This is a genomic window from Thermococcus sp. 101 C5 (genome assembly GCF_009372125.1).
In the GTDB taxonomy this organism is placed as follows: Archaea; Methanobacteriota_B; Thermococci; order Thermococcales; family Thermococcaceae; genus Thermococcus_A; species Thermococcus_A bergensis.
In genome coordinates, this window is sequence record NZ_WHIZ01000017.1 from 1 (window position 1) to 15,548 (window position 15,548).

The following is a 15,548-nucleotide window of genomic DNA, read 5'->3' on the forward strand; positions in this document are numbered from 1 at the left end:
TTCTCCCAGTTGTGGAGGGTTGAGTAGTGAATGTTTGCTCCGAAGAATTTTCTGCCGTAGTGCTGGGCGTCTCTGAGAGGTAGGTTGTAGTATTGTTTAAAGAGGAGTATTGCCAGTATTGTTTTTACTGGAAATTTTTTGGATTTTGGCAGGTTCTTCAGCTTTCCTTCTGATTCGAAGTCTGCTAAAACGTCAAGAATTGCGAATGCCACGCTTTCAGGGTCTTTGAGTCTGTGATCCCATCTGGGGATCACGACAACCACCCGAAAGAATTCAGCAAAAACCCTAATAAAGGTTACTATAAACACGCCCAAGTCTTTTGAAAAAGATTTAAAAGTCTCATGCGAATTGTGTAACACCCAATGAAGAGTTCAGCCTTACCTGAGTCGTGATGATGGAGTGACGGACTGAGGGGCGTAACCTATGGAAGAGGTTTACAGGCCTTTAATAGCGAGCATCCTTGGAAACGTTCTTTTGGCTATTCTGAAGGTTTTTGTTGGGTTCTTATACTCCAGTTTGGCTTTGATTTCCGATGGTATACACTCTCTCTCGGATGTTGCGACAAGTATCGTGGGCTACTTCGGGGTTAAGATCGCATCAAAGCCTGCCGATAAAACCCATCCCTTCGGCCATTCCAGATTTGAATCCCTGTTTGCCTTTTTTATAGGCATATTGCTCTTTCTGGTTGCTTATGAAATAGCCAGAGATGCCCTGAAAAGAATCTTCAGCGGGCATGTTATTGAAGTGAACTCGGTCATGCTTGCCGTTGTTGTGATTTCTATTGTCTCAAAGGAAGCAATGACCCAGTACGCCCTTAGAGTGGGAAAGAAGCTCAACAACCAGATACTTGTTGCAGATGCTTATCACCACAGGAGTGATGCACTGAGCAGTGTCGCTGTTTTAATAGGCTTACTCCTTCAAAGGCTGGGCTTTACCTATGGGGACGCTTTGGCAGGACTTGTCGTGGCTTTGCTTGTGGGTAAGGCTGCTGCTGAGATAGTCTTCAGAAACATAAACTACCTGACCGGCGCTTCCCCACCCTTTGAGCTGTGTGAAAAGATTAAAGAAACTGCACTCAGCGTTGAGGGTGTTGTTGGGGTGCATGACCTGAGGGCGCACTACGTTGGCACAAAACTGCACGTTGAAATGCACATAGAAGTTCCCCCACATTTCACCCTTAAAGAGGCACATGACATAAGCGAAGAAGTTAAAAGGAAAATCGAAGACCTGGATGAGGTTGAGGCGGCGTTTGTCCATGTAGATATCAAAGGGATAACGGAGTGAGAAAGATGAAGCTTGAAGAGCTCCTGCAGAAGATAGTTCACCAGGAGAACGAGCTTTACAACCTCTACAAGCTCGGAGAGACCTTTGCTACCTATGAGCACCCCTCTTTAATCGAACACTTCCAGTGGCTTGCAAGTGAAGAGCTGAGGCACAAAAATACAATTGAGAAGTTCAGCAGTGAGAAGACTCTGGAAAAAACCGCGGTTATAGATTACGTGGATTCTTTAAGCCTGGAGCCATACTTCCAGGATGAGAGGGCTGAGCCTCAGACACTGACTGATCTTATCTTAGAGGCCCTCATAAGGGAAAAGCACAGCTATGAGCTCTACAAAAAACTAAGCCAGATACTTAGCGGTTCTTTAAGCGAGATATTCAACATGATGGCTCAAGAAGAGCTCAAACATGCCTACAGGCTGAAGATTATCTATGAGGGTTTAGAGGAATAGTTGGATAAAATATCCGACTTGGGGGTTTTTCTACTCTTTATTATTCCGACGGGCTCTGTCTTCAATATTTGTCACCTTGGCAATCTCAGCAAGGGCAAGATATATTTACCTTACCTGCTCATTATTTCCTACCGATACTTTTACTATGGTACTGCGGAATAGCAAAATAATATGACAGGGTGGTTTATATGCCAGTTGAAAAAGTGATGAAAAGAGATGGCCGGATAGTTCCTTTCGATGAGAGCCGTATAAGATGGGCTATACAAAGGGCAATGTGGGAAGTTGGGGTAAGGGATGAGAATCTTCTCGATAAGATTGTGAAGGATGTTGTTGATAGGATCAATGAGCTTTATGATGGGCAGACCCCCCACATAGAGAACATTCAGGACATAGTAGAGCTAGAGCTGATGAGAAATGGCCTTTTTGATGTTGCCAAAGCTTACATAATCTACAGGAAGAAGAAAGCAGAGATTAGAGAAGAGAAAAGGAGAATACTCAACAAAGAGAAGCTCGACGAGATAGACAAGCGCTTCTCAATAAATGCCCTTAGAGTTCTGGCAAGCAGGTACCTCATGAAGAATGAAGAAGGAAAAATAATCGAGAGTCCAAAGCAGCTCTTTGAGAGGGTTGCCATTTTAGCCGCAATTCCCGATCTCCTGTATGACGAGAGAGTGTTCTCTAAAGAAGGGGGATACGCCCAAGATTTGAAGAGAGTCGAATACTACCTGCAGAACCTTGAGAACTTCGATAACGTTTACAGCATAGGTCGCTTCAAGCTCAACAAGTACCACTTCGAGAGGATGGTAAACCTTTACAGAGAACTGGCAGAGAAAGGAAAAATGAAGGTAAGCATTGACGAATTCTTGAATATGCTCGATAGGGGAGAGTTTGACAAGTATGAAGAGGTCGTCGAGGAGTTCTTTAACTTAATGGTAAGCCAGATTTTCATGCCAAACACCCCGGCCCTTATAAACTCTGGAAGACCGTTGGGAATGCTCTCAGCCTGCTTCGTTGTGCCGATAGAGGATGACATGGAGAGCATAATGAAAGCAGCCCATGATGTAGCTATAATCCAAAAAATGGGTGGCGGCACAGGTTTGAATTTCTCAAAACTCCGTCCAGAGGGAGATTTGGTTGGAACGACGACTGGAGCAGCATGTTTTACTGGAGACACTAGAATACTTACGGAAAAGGGTTTCATACCAATCAAAGAAATAGTACACGGGGAAAAACCAAGGATAGTCACCCACGCAGGCCTGAAGAGCATTATTGAGGCGTACGATAATGGAGAAATGGAAGTGTTCAGGGTCGTTACTGAAGATGGTTATGAAGTTAAGGTTACTGAAGATCACAAATTCCTTGTCTTTGATGAGAACGGAACGCCAATCCTTAAGCCCCTCAGGGAGTTAAACATTGGTGATTACATCTACATACTTGCATCCGAATGGGAGAGTAGTGAATACATCAGACTAAAAACAGATGTTGAACTTAAGAGCAAAGGCTACGATGTTAATTTACCAGAAATACTCGATGAGAGGCTCGCTTACCTCCTTGGAATAATATATGCTGATGGTCACATTAGACACTATTTCGAAAATGGAAGAAGAAAGAATTCTAAAATAGAAATCTATCTGAATAAAACAGAAACCGAGATAAAGGAGAAAGTTAAAAAGTATTTCACGGAACTCTTTGGCATAGAACCTAAGGAGTTCCTCAGGGAAGAGAGCAACAAGTTAACACTGGTGATACCCTCAACTAAGATTGTGAGATTCCTTGAAATAAACGGTCTTTCAAAAGATAAATCTGAGAACATACGTGTGCCCGACGCCATTTTCAGGAGCAACCCTCCCGTTATGGCCGCTTTCTTAGCTGGATTCTTTGACGGGGACGGTTCAGTAGATCAACACTATAGAATAGCTTTCAAGTCTATTTCAAAGGATTTTATAAAAGATGCACAACTTCTGTTAATAGCTCTTGGAATAGTAACGAGCATACAAGAGTATTCTCCTTCCACTCCCGGTCACCAGACTGTTCATACCCTCAGAATCCAAACAAAGGATATGAAACTTAAAGCGTTTAGTATCTTGAAGGAGTCAGTTAAGCTCTCGAAAATGGCAGATGAAGCTATAGATAACCTAAAGGAAAACGGAAAGAACAAGAAATTCTCATTCCCATTCAATGCAATATACCGTATAAAGAACCCAGAAACCCGGGCAAAAATACAGCGAGATTACAAACTTCTTGCCTACAACTCAAAAGTCACCCACAGGGCATTCATAAAGAAGATACTGGAGCTAAAAGATGAGCTTAGGCTTGAACCGGAAGAAGTAGAGTATTTCGAAATGCTCTCAAAGCTATACCCCACAAAAATTTCAAAGATAGAACCTCTCGGAAAGGCCCATGTTTATGATCTTCAGGTTGAGGACGTTCATCTCCTTACTGGGAACGGAATTTACACCTCTAACAGCGGACCCGTATCGTTCATGCACCTCATCGATGCCGTTAGCGATGTGATAAAGCAGGGTGGAGTGAGAAGAGGAGCGAACATGGGAATCCTTGAGGTCTGGCATCCGGATATTGAGAAGTTCATCCATGCAAAAGAGCAGAATGTTGGAACAAACGTTTTAAGCAACTTCAACATTAGCGTAGGCCTTTGGGCTGACTTCTGGGAAGCCCTCAAAGAAGGGAAGAGGTATCCTCTTATCAATCCAAGAACAGGGAAAAAGGTCAAGGAAATCGACCCAAGGAGCCTTTTTGAAGAATTGGCCTACATGGCATGGGCAAAGGCTGATCCGGGCGTAGTGTTCTTTGACATAATAAACAGAAGAAACGTTTTGGAGCCTGCAAAGGGTGAAAAAATCCGTGCAACCAACCCATGTGTTGTTGGGGATACAAGGGTTTTAACACCCGAGGGCTACCTCAAGATTGAAGAGCTCTTTAGGATTGCAAAAGAAAGGAACGAAGAAAAAGTTGTTGCAGTTGAAGGAATAGCTGAGGAAGGAGAAGAGTTCGCTTATCCAATAACGATCCTACTTCCAAATGAAGAAGAGAAAGAAGTCATTTATGAGACTGCACACGGAAAGCAGCTCGCTGTAGCAGACCCCATTGAAACCAAAGCCTATGTCTGGAAAGTTGGAAGAAAGAAAGTGGCTAGAGTAAAGACAAAAGAGGGTTACGAGATAACCGCTACCCTTGACCATAAGATAATGACAAAGGATGGCTGGAAAGCAGTTGAAGAGCTTAAAGAAGGTGATTTAATAGCCTTGCCAAGGTTTGAGATCGAGGATGACTTTGGAAGCGAGAGTATAGGTGAAGATTTAGCGTTTGCCTTGGGATGGTTTATTGGGGATGGATATATTAACACAAATGATAAGAGGGTTTGGTTCTACTTCAACGCTGAAAAAGAAGAGGAGATGGCGCATAAAATCTCTGAAATACTCAAGAAGCACTTTAACTCCAAAGCCGAACCTCACAAATACGGAAGTGAAATCAAGCTTGGAGTGAGGGGCGAAGCCTACAGATTCTTTGAGAAAATAGTCAAAACGAACGAAAAAAGAGTTCCAGAAATCGTTTACCGCTTAAAGCCAAATGAGATCAGAGCATTTTTAAGAGGTCTCTTCACAGCTGACGGCTACGTGGACAATGATAGTGCAATAAGACTAACTTCAAGGGATAGGGAGCTTTTAAGAGACGTCCAAGATTTACTGCTTCTCTTTGGTATACTATCAAAAATCTACGAAAGGCCATACAAGGGTACATTTGAATACACAACCAAAGACGGTGAAAAGAAAATCTACGAAGCGCAGGGATATTATGAACTCGTTATAGCAAACTACAGCAGAAAGCTGTTTGCAGAAAAGATTGGCTTCGAAGGAGAAAAACAAGAAAAAATTAGGCTCAATAAAACAAAAATTGACGAACCCTACGCAAGAGTTGATAGTGTGGAAATCATCGGAGAAGAAATTGTTTATGACTTAACGGTACCGGAGATTCATAGCTATGTCTCCAACGGATTTATGAGCCACAACTGTGGGGAAGAGCCCCTCTATGACTACGAATCGTGTAATCTAGCCTCTATAAACCTAGCAAAGTTTGTAAAATACGACGAGGAAGGAAAGCCCTACTTCGACTGGGATGAATATGCTCAAGTTATAATGAAAGTTGCCAAATACCTCGACAACGCTATCGATGTGAACAAGTTCCCGCTTCCGGAGATTGACCACAACACAAAGCTCACCAGAAGAATCGGCGTTGGGATGATGGGGTTAGCAGATGCCCTGTTCAAGCTTGGAATTCCCTACAACAGCAAGGAAGGCTACGACTTCATGAGGAAGGCAACGGAGTACCTGACCTTCTACGCATACAAGTACAGCATAGAGGCGGCAAAGAAGAGGGGAACCTTCCCGCTTTACGAGAAGACCAGATATCCTGAGGGAGAGCTGCCGGTGGAGGGCTACTACCACAGGGAGATATGGAACCTCCCGTGGGATGAGCTTGTTGAGGAAATCAAGAAATACGGCGTAAGGAACGCAATGGTAACCACATGCCCGCCGACGGGAAGCGTCTCAATGATAGCAGATACCTCAAGTGGAATTGAGCCAATCTTTGCACTAGTTTACAAGAAGAGCGTCACGGTTGGAGAGTTTTACTACGTTGACCCGGTCTTCGAGGCTGAGCTTAAGAAGAGAGGACTTTACAACGATGAGATCCTTCAAAAGATAAGCGACAACTACGGAAGCGTGCAGGGACTCGAGGAGATACCGGAAGACATGCAGAGAGTTTTTGTGACCGCAATGGACATTCACTGGCTTGACCACCTCTTGGCCCAAGCAAGCATCCAGCTCTGGCTCACCGATAGCGCAAGCAAGACCATAAACATGCCAAACGACGCAACCGTTGAAGACGTTAAGGCCGCTTACCTCCTAGCCCATGCCCTTGGATGTAAGGGAGTTACAGTTTACAGGGACGGAAGCCTGAGCGTTCAGGTGTACTCTGTGGAGGGTGAGAAGAAGAAGCGCGTACCGGCAAAGCCGAGCGAATATGCAAAGAAAATACTCAGAGAGATCGTTGAGAGTGAATCGTGGCTCAAAAAGTTCATCAATGTTGAGGCGATAATAGACGGCACCAACGGAAAAGAAGCACCGGTGTTTTCTTTGAGTATCTCAAGAGCCCAAAAACCAGCAGCGGAAACCATTAAGGAAAGAAACGTAAAAGACCTTCTTGGGGTAGCCTACTGTCCGGTGTGCTATGAAAAAGATGGAGAGCTCGTGGAGCTCAAGATGGAGAGCGGATGCGCCACCTGTCCCAAATGCGGCTGGAGCAAGTGTGTGATTTCTTGACCCTTCTTTTAAATTTCATTGTTTTAATAAGGGGCAAAGTTCTTCAAGCAATAGTAAATGTTGTATTATCGTTCTTGGATAAAATTTAAATATTTCAAAGTCGTATAGGTAGTGATATCAAAACCCTTGATGGGGATATTTATGCGGTTCCTAATAAGACTTGATGGGAAAAATTCCGAGTTTAAAGTCCCATACAACCACCAGCACTACCTCCAAGGCCTCATATACCGGAGGATTCAAAGAGTAAACCCCGGACTAAGCCTAAACCTCCACCGCCCAAAGGTTCCGAAGCTCTTCACGTACTCACTCTTCATGACCGAAAAAAGGAAGACAATTCCCGGAGAGAAGTACTTCATTGGGAGCGGCAAGGGTTTCTTCTACTTCTCCACGCCCATAGCGGAAATTGCTGAAGCCTTCATTGGTGGCCTCCTCCGGGAGCCGGAGGTGAAGCTCTGGGGCGAAGAGTTCTACGTGGAGGAGGTTAAAGCACTGGCAGAGCCTTCCTCTTACAGTGGGAGGACTTACTCTACACTCTCCCCAATTGCTGTCACGACTTTAAAGCCCGAGCTTGGGAAGCTTAAGCGGTACGACCTCTCTCCAACGGAGGAGGAGTTTTACAGTAACCTGAAGGAGAACTTGAAGGAGAAGTATGTTTTGCTTTATGGTAAGGCGCCGCCGGATGAGTTTGAGGTTAAAGTGTTCAAGGCTAAACCAAAGCGGTTTGAAGTAAAACCGGGCATTTTCCAGAGGGCCTGGCACCTCGTCTTCAAGGCTTATGGGGATGACGAGCTAATCAAAGTAGGTTATCAGGCCGGTTTCGGAGAGAAGAACTCGATTGGATTTGGGATGGTGAAGGTTGATGGACGGAGGGCGAGGGTAAAGAGGGTATTAAAGGGAGGTGAGGAAAATCGGAAAAGTAAAGCCCCTAGATGAATTTCTTAAGGATTCAAGAGATGGTCAACTCCCTAGCTCCCCTACAACCAATACTAGAAATGTTCCTCCTTTTGACTGGACAGGACATCCTTTCGTTGATGCAGGGCTTGTTGCATTGCTACTGCTAAGTGGAAAGAAGAAACCAGAGGAACTAAGTGAGGCAGACATCGAAAAGGCTGTGGACTTTGCCTCTAAATTATATGCCAGAAAGGAGTGGAGTTCGGGATACATTCATGCGATGATGCTTCCAAATAGTGGAATACTCATGGCAAATCCAAGCATGAGTAAGAAAAGAACACCCGAAGCGGTCAAGAAAAATCTTCTTGATTTACTCTATGAAAATGAAGACCTAAACGCTCCTTTATGCGAGATCTGCGGTAGGAGACACGCCAGAAATAAGCCCGTCTACCGCTCAGACTTTCCACTCGTCGGCACGGGAGGAGTTCCAAATTACTTCCCATCAGGAAAAGAAGGGGCAAATATCTGCTCCCATTGCCTTTTCTTGGCCCAGCTAATGCCATTAGTTGCCTATCGCCTTTCTAGAGTTCTGGTAATCCATACGCATCCCTACGAACTGATGCTGAAGTTTCATAAAGAGGCTATAGATGACATTAAACGGAATGAGCTTGCTTCCACTGCTAGGAACTTCAAGAGGGCGGAGAACTTTCTCTTTGAAAAACTTGTGGAAATTGGGACAGACCTTGAAACAGGCGAACTGGAGAATGCCTCAATAACCCTATATTACTTTGTTAACAACAACCAGGGGCAGGAGATAGAGCTCATATACGTCCCTAACCCGGTTATCCGGTTCGTTGCATTCGCCGCAAGGATTGACAGAATGGGATGGAAGAACATAGTTTCAATGGGCTGGAGGAAAAGGCCGAGCGAGGAGGAGTTTGAAGAGTTCAATAAGCGCTATCCCAACGATGTTTACGCAAAGCTCCTTTCTGGGGAGAGCATACTCCAATATTTCATCGACACCCAAAACCGTCGTGTGAACGCAAAGTGGGAGCTTCTGTTGTTTTACTGCTCGGAGGTGTTGGGTTTGGATAAGGACGCTTTGGAGTTTATTAAAGGAGTTGCCGATAAGATTGTGGAGACCGTGGAAAAACTGCCCGACAACAAGCTTTCGAGGCGCATCAGGGAGCTGGAAAGGGCGGAAAGGCTCTACCAGTTTGAGGCTTTCTTTGTGAGGGTTGAGAAGGACAGACAAGAGCTTGGAATTCCCGGAGCCCTGATGGGCTTCGACGACTTCGCAAGGATACTAACGAGCTATGGAGAAGACCTGAACGTCTCCTGGAAGACCGTCAGGAACCTTCTTCTGTTCCGCATCTATGAGCGGCTCCACGACAGGCTTATGAAGGCCTCCTCTGAGGAGGCCGAGACCTATGAAGAAACTGAAGAAGAATTTGAGGAGGGTGGTGAAGAATGAGGTTTGCAACCGGTTTAGTTTTGATAGACGCGCCGCACTCGGCGTTGAACATGCTGGGCATAGACGAAAGCCTCGCCGATAGGAACGTGACTAGGGTTAAGACCTTTAGACGTGGCGGAAAGCGCTATCCCTACGTCTCCTCGCAGGCCTGGCGTTACTGGTGGCGCTCCACATTAAGAGAGCATTTCAACTGGGAACTCTCTCCACTCTACCGCGAGCAGAAGCAGGTGTTCACTGCAGCCAACCCCCTCAAGTATCCCGACGATGACATCTTTGGCTACATGAGGGCATTCAAAAAGGGAGGTGTGAACGTAACGGTTACCCGGGTTTCCCCACTTAAGAACACACCACTAGTCTCAGTTCTCCCCGACAGGAGCTCCCTCACAGTTGACGATGGCTATGCCTCTAGGCACGAAGGAGATCCCGTCCCATACAGCCAAGAGTTCTATTCCACGGTCTTAAAGGGGGCCTTTTCCCTAGACCTCGACGCCGTTGGGCGCTTCACGATAATAAGCAAAGCGGGCTTCAAGAACCTTCTCACGCGCGATGACCTGCCCAACAAGAGAAACAAGAACAACGAAGAGGTATTCGCAGAAGTGGAGGAAATAGAGAAGATTGCGGAGCAACTAAACGTCCAGAAGGGTGAGAAGGAGTGGCTCATGCCTCCGGAAATAAGGAAAAAGCGCGCAAGTGAGACCATAAAAGCTCTCCGCTTCCTCACGGGCGGGGCTAAGCAGACGCAGTATCACACCGATGTTACCCCAAAGTTCGTCCTTTTGCTTAACATCGACGCTGGAATAAACCCGTTCATCAGCGACGTTGTCTTTGAGGAGAATGGTGAGGTCAAGTTTGATGCCAAAGCCCTAGCAAAGAGGCTCAGTGACCTTAAGGAAGTTATCCCAGAGAACGCAAAACTCTACATCGGCTATGACGATGGCTTCCTGAAGTCCCTCAACTGGGACATGGAGGAAAGTAGGAAGATACTTGAAGAGAAGGGTATCCAAGTCTTTGAGGGAACAGTTGGGGAAGCAATAGATGAGTTTGTAAAGGAAGTCGAAGCCTACTACGGGTGAGTTCATGATACGGGTGAAGCTAAGGGCGTGGACTGCCTCCTTTCGCTTTCCCACCTTTCAGTCAGGTTACCAGCCAACTCTACCGGTGCCACCACCATCAACAATTCAGGGGATACTGTCCGCGGCTAAGGGGGAGCCTGTTTACCTGACGAAGGTACCCTACGTCGGCTACGTTTTCAGGAGCGAAGGAAAAGGGACAGACCTTGAGAAAATCTACGCCCTTGGGAAGATAGAAACGGACATAATGAAAAGGGAGTTCCACTACAACGCCGAACTCTACCTCTACCTCCCGGACGAGTGGCAGGAAGCATTCAAGAGGCCGCGCTACCAGCTCCTACTCGGCCGGTCGAGTGACATAGCGACGGTGGAAGAAGTCAAAAAAGTTGAGCTTGAGGAGAGGGAAGTCCCCTTGGGCGGCACTGTGGTGCCCCTCGACTTGGGTGTCCCCGGCATGGTTCACGCCCTCGTCGTCGAATACGACTACTCGACAGTCCCAAGGAGGGCAAGGCTCGTCAAGCCCTTTGTGGTGTTGCCTTTCCCAAGAACCCCTGCGGAAAAGAAGCGTCAGACCGCACGCGCTCTCTACGACCCTGAACTTGGTGTGGGGGTTTTCCTCCATAGGTGGAGCACATGAAGCTATGCTACGCCAAGTTCAATCCCCACCAGTTCCTCGAATGTCACACCCTTGATGCAATTAACGTACTGAAGAGCATTAAGGAGTCGTTTACGTGGCTCGAGGAAATCTCTCCCGGCATTTTTGAGCTTTCTTTTTATTCAGTCCTTCTCCATGACCTTGGGAAGTGTGCTTCTGGGTTTCAGAAAAAGAAGAATAAGTGGGGCTATCGGCACGAACTCCTCTCAGTCCCCTTTGTGCAGTTCCTAGACTTTCCAGAGAGGGAGCGCAACCTGATAGCGCTCGCAATACTCACCCACCACAAGCCTCTGAACGAAATAGCTGACATAATCCCGGTCAGGGTTCCGGGCGTTCCGGTGAGGTTGGAATTTGACGAGAGGCTTGAGGAACTCCTGGAAAGGGCGGAATACATCGAGAACTTCTTCCTCCCTAGGATTCCCAACATGGAAGCCTATTACTTCGGCACAAAAAAGCCTCCAAAGAGGTTCCGGCTTCCGGAAGACTGGAAAGAAAAGCTTGGAGAATTTGACTTTCAGCGGTTGATGGAGTGGTATAAAGAAAACGTCGAGGCCGAAAAGACGACCTTAACGTTTATGAGGGGTCTTCTCAATGCTTCAGACCACCTCGCCTCTGCTGGTGAGACAGGAATACAGCTTCTGCCAGATATAGCGGAGCGCCTTGAGGCAAAAATTCCACGGGGGAAATTAAGACCTGTGCAGCTCGAGGCTTCTGAGTCCGAGGGGAACCTCCTCCTAAGAGCACCCACAGGTTATGGGAAGACCGAGGCGGCGCTATTATGGGCGAATAGAAATGCCTTTCGGAAGAACAAGAGCATAGCTAGCAGAATCTTTTACGTTTTGCCCTACAAGGCGAGCATAAACGCGATGCACCAGAGGATGCTAGGGGTATTTTCCGACCCCTCACTGGTGGGCGTTCTCCACAGTTCGGCCGGGTTCTACATGTATGCCTCTCTTATGGAATACAGGCGCCTTAGTTCGCTCTACCGCAAGATATACACGCCAATGAAGGTCACCACACCGTTCCAGCTAATGAAAGCTTTCTTTGGGGTCGGCTTTCACGAGATGCTTAAGACTGAGCTCTCCGGTTCGCTTCTCGTTTTTGACGAGATACACGCCTATGAGCCAAACGTTCTCGGCATAATCCTTGCAATGCTGGAGCTGTTGAGGGGGTATAAGACAAAAACCCTGGTCATGTCTGCGACGCTCCCAGACTTCATTGAAGAGCTTTTTGTGGATGTGCTTAGCCCCAAAGTTCTGAAGGTTCCTGATGACGAGGCCGACCGGTTCACGAGGCACCGCATTGAGATCGTGGATGGCTCAATTGAGGACAGCCTCTTGGACTTTGCACGGAGGGCGGTGGAAAATGGTCTCACTCCTGCACTAATCGCGTGTAACACCGTCGATAGAGCCGTAGAGACATATAAGCAGCTCAAGGACGCCGGTTATCGGGTCATGCTTCTTCACAGCCGCTTCACCTACGGTGACCGGGAAGAACTTGAGAGGAAGCTCAGGGACAATCTAAGGGAGTATGACTTTGTGGTGGCAACTCAGGTGGTCGAAGTTTCGCTCGACATCAGCTTCAGAACAATCCTGACAGAGCCTGCGCCCCTTGATGCCCTCATCCAGCGCTTTGGGAGGGTCAACCGGCATGGATGGAAGGAAAAGAGAATAGCCACTGTTCATGTATTAAAAGAGGGCTCCGAGAATGACAGCAAGGTGTATGACCCTTGTATAGTGGGTGAAAGCCTTAGAATTCTGGAAAAACTAAACGGGCATGAGCTTAGAGAGTCCACTATTCCAGAGCTTGTGAGCGAAGCTTATTCTCCAGTGAAGGAGAGGCTCATTAAAGAGATCCGGAAGTACAGACAGACTGCTCTCGACCTTTTTGAAGGATTACAGCCCCTCAAAAAGAGTGAAAGCGAAACGCGGTTCTATCAAATGTTCAGGGGATTAGAAGTTGTCCCGGCCAGATTTGCGGGGATAGTTAGCGACTTAATTAAGAGAGGAATGGGAATCGAAGTCCAGCGCTATCTTGTGCCTATCTCTTACTGGAAGTACTACGCCCTCAAAAACAGACTTGGAGATGTTTTTATCCCCGACAAAAAACACCGTGTGGTGATTGCTAATCTGAAGTACAGTTCCGAGGTCGGGCTTATAGATGAAGTAGAAGATGAAGAAGTTTTGTTCTTCATGTAAAGAGAAATTCTATTTGAATGTAAAAATTTAGGTGATCCTCGATGGAAACATATCCCGAAGATCACCTTCTCATCCGCGGCACCGAGATAAACTACCTCTTCATCTGTCCTACAAAGCTCTGGTATTTCTCGAAGGGCATCACAATGGAGCAAGAAAGTGAGTGGGTAGATTTGGGCAAATTCCTCCATGAGAAGAGCTATTTCGAAGAAGAAAAGGAAGTCCAGATAGGAAGCATAAAAATAGACTTCATCAAAAAAGGAGACATTATCGAGGTTCACGAAGTTAAGAAAGGCAGAACAATGGAAAAAGCCCATGAGATGCAGGCCCTCTACTACCTTTACTACCTCAAAAAGATCGGCATAAAGGCAAGAGCTATCATCAACTATCCCAAACTCCGGGAGACCAAAGAACTAACCTTAGACGGGAGAGAAGAAGAGGTTGAAGACGCAATAAAGGAGGTTGAAAGGATAACCTCTCTTTCCACCCCTCCAAAAGCGTTTAAATCAAAGAAATGCCGAAAGTGTGCCTACTATGAGCTCTGCTGGGTGTGATTGAGATGAGGAAGAAGTCCCTGACCCTGCTCTCTGATGGAACCCTTACGCGGAGGGAAAACACCCTCTACTTCGAGAACGCCCAAGGGAGGAAGCCCCTTGCCGTTGAGGGCATCTACGACATCTACATCTACGGCCACGTCAACATAAGCTCACAGGCTCTCCATTTTCTAGCCCAGAAGGGTATTGCAGTCCACTTTTTCAACTACTACGGCCACTATGATGGTTCCTTTTACCCGAGGGAAAGCCTTCACTCGGGGGATTTGCTTATCAAGCAGGCCGAGCACTACCTGAATAAAGAAAAAAGGCTTAAACTTGCAAAGCTTTTTGTTACTGGTTCGGCAAAAAACATGGAGCTCAACCTGAAGCGCTGGAAAATAAACGTTTCCTTCGAGGAGCTTCTAAAAGAGCTTGAGATGGCGAGGAAAATAACAGAGGTCATGAACGTCGAGGCAAGGATAAGGCAGGAATACTATAATCTCTGGGACGAAGTTCTGCCAGATGGTTTTAAAATCGTAAAAAGAACTAGAAGACCTCCCGAGAATGAAATGAACGCCCTGATAAGCTTCCTGAACTCAAGGCTCTATGCAACCATAGTTAGTGAACTCTACAACACCCAGTTGGCTCCAACGGTGAGCTATCTCCATGAACCAAGCGAGAGGAGGTTCTCCCTTGCTCTTGACTTAAGTGAGATTTTCAAGCCGATAATTGCAGACAGAATAGCAAACAGACTCGTGAAGCAGGGGACAATAAAGAAGGAACACTTCAGGGAAGAGCTAAACGGTGTCCTGCTAACAAAGGAAGGTATGAAGGCCGTGATAAAGGCATACAACGATGAGCTAGGTAAGAGCGTAAAGCACCCCGGCCTGAAAAAGAACGTCACGAAGCAGAGACTGATACGACTTGAGGCGTACAAGCTAATAAAGCACCTCGTTGGAATCAAGGAATATGAGCCGCTGGTGGCGTGGTTTTAAAGAGAAAGATAATACCTAGAGAATATCTTCCAGCGGGTTCTTTTCCACCCCTATTATTTCTCTCTGCGGCCTTGAGCGGAGTTTGTAAATAACGATTGAATCCTCATCTTCGTCTATTAGCTCTTTTATCCCGGCTTTTATTCGTTCGAACTCTGCGAGTGTTATCTCACCCTCAAAAACGCTGTTCTGAACCCAGTGGAGGTACTGCCTGAGGAACTTCTTAACCTTGTTAACTCTATCAACGGCAACGTCATATACAATAACCACGTACATGGCTTCACCGATATAGACTTTGGGCAGACTCTCTTTTATGTTTTTTGGAACCCTATCACGTTGAGAGAGCGTCATTTTTAATTTGTCCTTCTTGGAGAGAATTAAATGAAAAACTACCTTTTATAACGGCTTTGGAAGTCTTTAGTAACTAAAAGTTACTATCAGACAATGAGTTACAGGTTTTTGAGAGTTTTGTAACGAAATTTTTTCGAAATTTTGAAGAGAGCCGTCTGAGAGCTCTTTGAGTACTCTCTCCTCATGGAAATTTGACCTTTTAGTGTTTAGTAGCATTATAGTTCCTTAAATCTAATTTAGGCTTTTGTTTTTGTTCTGGAAGTCTCGTGAACAGGAATGAACATTAGAAATTCTGAAGGTTTTGGGGGGTTTGAGTAG

Annotated in this window: 12 protein-coding genes; 10 read left to right on the forward strand and 2 right to left on the reverse strand. The window is 46.2% G+C overall.

Annotated elements, in window-relative coordinates:
- Positions 1 to 308: hypothetical protein (locus GBV73_RS03905; protein ID WP_152878962.1), on the reverse strand; the 308-nt coding region annotated here is incomplete at its 3' end.
- 115 nt (positions 309 to 423) lie between these two features.
- Here GBV73_RS03905 and GBV73_RS03915 point away from each other — a divergent pair.
- The 10 genes from GBV73_RS03915 to cas1b all read left to right on the forward strand — a co-directional run bounded on the left by GBV73_RS03915 (position 424) and on the right by cas1b (position 14,882).
- Positions 424 to 1,284 carry a cation diffusion facilitator family transporter gene (locus tag GBV73_RS03915; RefSeq protein ID WP_152879449.1) on the forward strand — a complete coding sequence of 287 codons (861 nt, stop codon included), beginning with the start codon at positions 424 to 426 and terminating at the stop codon, positions 1,282 to 1,284.
- A gap of 5 nt (positions 1,285 to 1,289) precedes the next feature.
- Positions 1,290 to 1,730, forward strand: coding sequence for a ferritin family protein (locus GBV73_RS03920; protein WP_004066397.1), 441 nt, complete (start codon positions 1,290 to 1,292; stop codon positions 1,728 to 1,730).
- A 188-nt stretch (positions 1,731 to 1,918) separates the two neighbouring features.
- Positions 1,919 to 7,069 (forward strand): adenosylcobalamin-dependent ribonucleoside-diphosphate reductase, encoded by a 5,151-nt coding sequence (locus GBV73_RS03925; RefSeq protein WP_152879450.1) that lies wholly within the window; start codon positions 1,919 to 1,921, stop codon positions 7,067 to 7,069.
- A gap of 141 nt (positions 7,070 to 7,210) precedes the next feature.
- Positions 7,211 to 8,002 (forward strand): CRISPR-associated endoribonuclease Cas6, encoded by a 792-nt coding sequence (gene cas6 / locus GBV73_RS03930; protein WP_152879453.1) that lies wholly within the window; start codon positions 7,211 to 7,213, stop codon positions 8,000 to 8,002.
- Positions 7,968 to 9,434 (forward strand): type I-B CRISPR-associated protein Cas8b1/Cst1, encoded by a 1,467-nt coding sequence (cas8a1, locus tag GBV73_RS03935; RefSeq protein ID WP_371717003.1) that lies wholly within the window; start codon positions 7,968 to 7,970, stop codon positions 9,432 to 9,434. Before cas6 ends, cas8a1 begins: the two co-directional genes overlap by 35 nt.
- Complete coding sequence (gene cas7i, locus GBV73_RS03940; RefSeq protein WP_152879454.1) at positions 9,431 to 10,507, forward strand: type I-B CRISPR-associated protein Cas7/Cst2/DevR; 1,077 nt, start codon at positions 9,431 to 9,433, stop codon at positions 10,505 to 10,507. Before cas8a1 ends, cas7i begins: the two co-directional genes overlap by 4 nt.
- A 4-nt stretch (positions 10,508 to 10,511) precedes the next feature.
- Positions 10,512 to 11,141, forward strand: coding sequence for a type I-B CRISPR-associated protein Cas5b (cas5b, locus tag GBV73_RS03945; RefSeq protein ID WP_152879455.1), 630 nt, complete (start codon positions 10,512 to 10,514; stop codon positions 11,139 to 11,141).
- Positions 11,138 to 13,357, forward strand: coding sequence for a CRISPR-associated helicase Cas3' (cas3, locus tag GBV73_RS03950; RefSeq protein WP_152879456.1), 2,220 nt, complete (start codon positions 11,138 to 11,140; stop codon positions 13,355 to 13,357). Before cas5b ends, cas3 begins: the two co-directional genes overlap by 4 nt.
- Positions 13,358 to 13,398: 41 nt before the next feature.
- Positions 13,399 to 13,908: a CRISPR-associated protein Cas4 gene (gene cas4, locus GBV73_RS03955; RefSeq protein ID WP_152879458.1), complete on the forward strand. Its 510-nt coding sequence runs from the start codon at positions 13,399 to 13,401 to the stop codon at positions 13,906 to 13,908.
- A 5-nt stretch (positions 13,909 to 13,913) separates the two neighbouring features.
- Positions 13,914 to 14,882 (forward strand): type I-B CRISPR-associated endonuclease Cas1b, encoded by a 969-nt coding sequence (gene cas1b / locus GBV73_RS03960; protein WP_152879459.1) that lies wholly within the window; start codon positions 13,914 to 13,916, stop codon positions 14,880 to 14,882.
- Positions 14,883 to 14,897: 15 nt separating this feature from the next.
- Here the strand turns inward: cas1b and cas2 are convergent, their stop codons facing one another.
- Positions 14,898 to 15,155: a CRISPR-associated endonuclease Cas2 gene (gene cas2, locus GBV73_RS03965; protein ID WP_152879461.1), complete on the reverse strand. Its 258-nt coding sequence runs from the start codon at positions 15,153 to 15,155 to the stop codon at positions 14,898 to 14,900.
- Positions 15,156 to 15,548 lie beyond the last annotated feature (393 nt).

Coding starts and splice junctions, on each gene's coding strand:
- GBV73_RS03915 (WP_152879449.1), top strand. CDS start 424: ATGGAAGAGGTTTACAGGCCTTTAATAGCGAGCATCCTTGGAAACGTT.
- GBV73_RS03920 (WP_004066397.1), top strand. CDS start 1,290: ATGAAGCTTGAAGAGCTCCTGCAGAAGATAGTTCACCAGGAGAACGAG.
- GBV73_RS03925 (WP_152879450.1), top strand. CDS start 1,919: ATGCCAGTTGAAAAAGTGATGAAAAGAGATGGCCGGATAGTTCCTTTC.
- cas6 (WP_152879453.1), top strand. CDS start 7,211: ATGCGGTTCCTAATAAGACTTGATGGGAAAAATTCCGAGTTTAAAGTC.
- cas7i (WP_152879454.1), top strand. CDS start 9,431: ATGAGGTTTGCAACCGGTTTAGTTTTGATAGACGCGCCGCACTCGGCG.
- cas5b (WP_152879455.1), top strand. CDS start 10,512: ATGATACGGGTGAAGCTAAGGGCGTGGACTGCCTCCTTTCGCTTTCCC.
- cas3 (WP_152879456.1), top strand. CDS start 11,138: ATGAAGCTATGCTACGCCAAGTTCAATCCCCACCAGTTCCTCGAATGT.
- cas4 (WP_152879458.1), top strand. CDS start 13,399: ATGGAAACATATCCCGAAGATCACCTTCTCATCCGCGGCACCGAGATA.
- cas1b (WP_152879459.1), top strand. CDS start 13,914: ATGAGGAAGAAGTCCCTGACCCTGCTCTCTGATGGAACCCTTACGCGG.
- cas2 (WP_152879461.1), bottom strand. CDS start 15,155: ATGTACGTGGTTATTGTATATGACGTTGCCGTTGATAGAGTTAACAAG.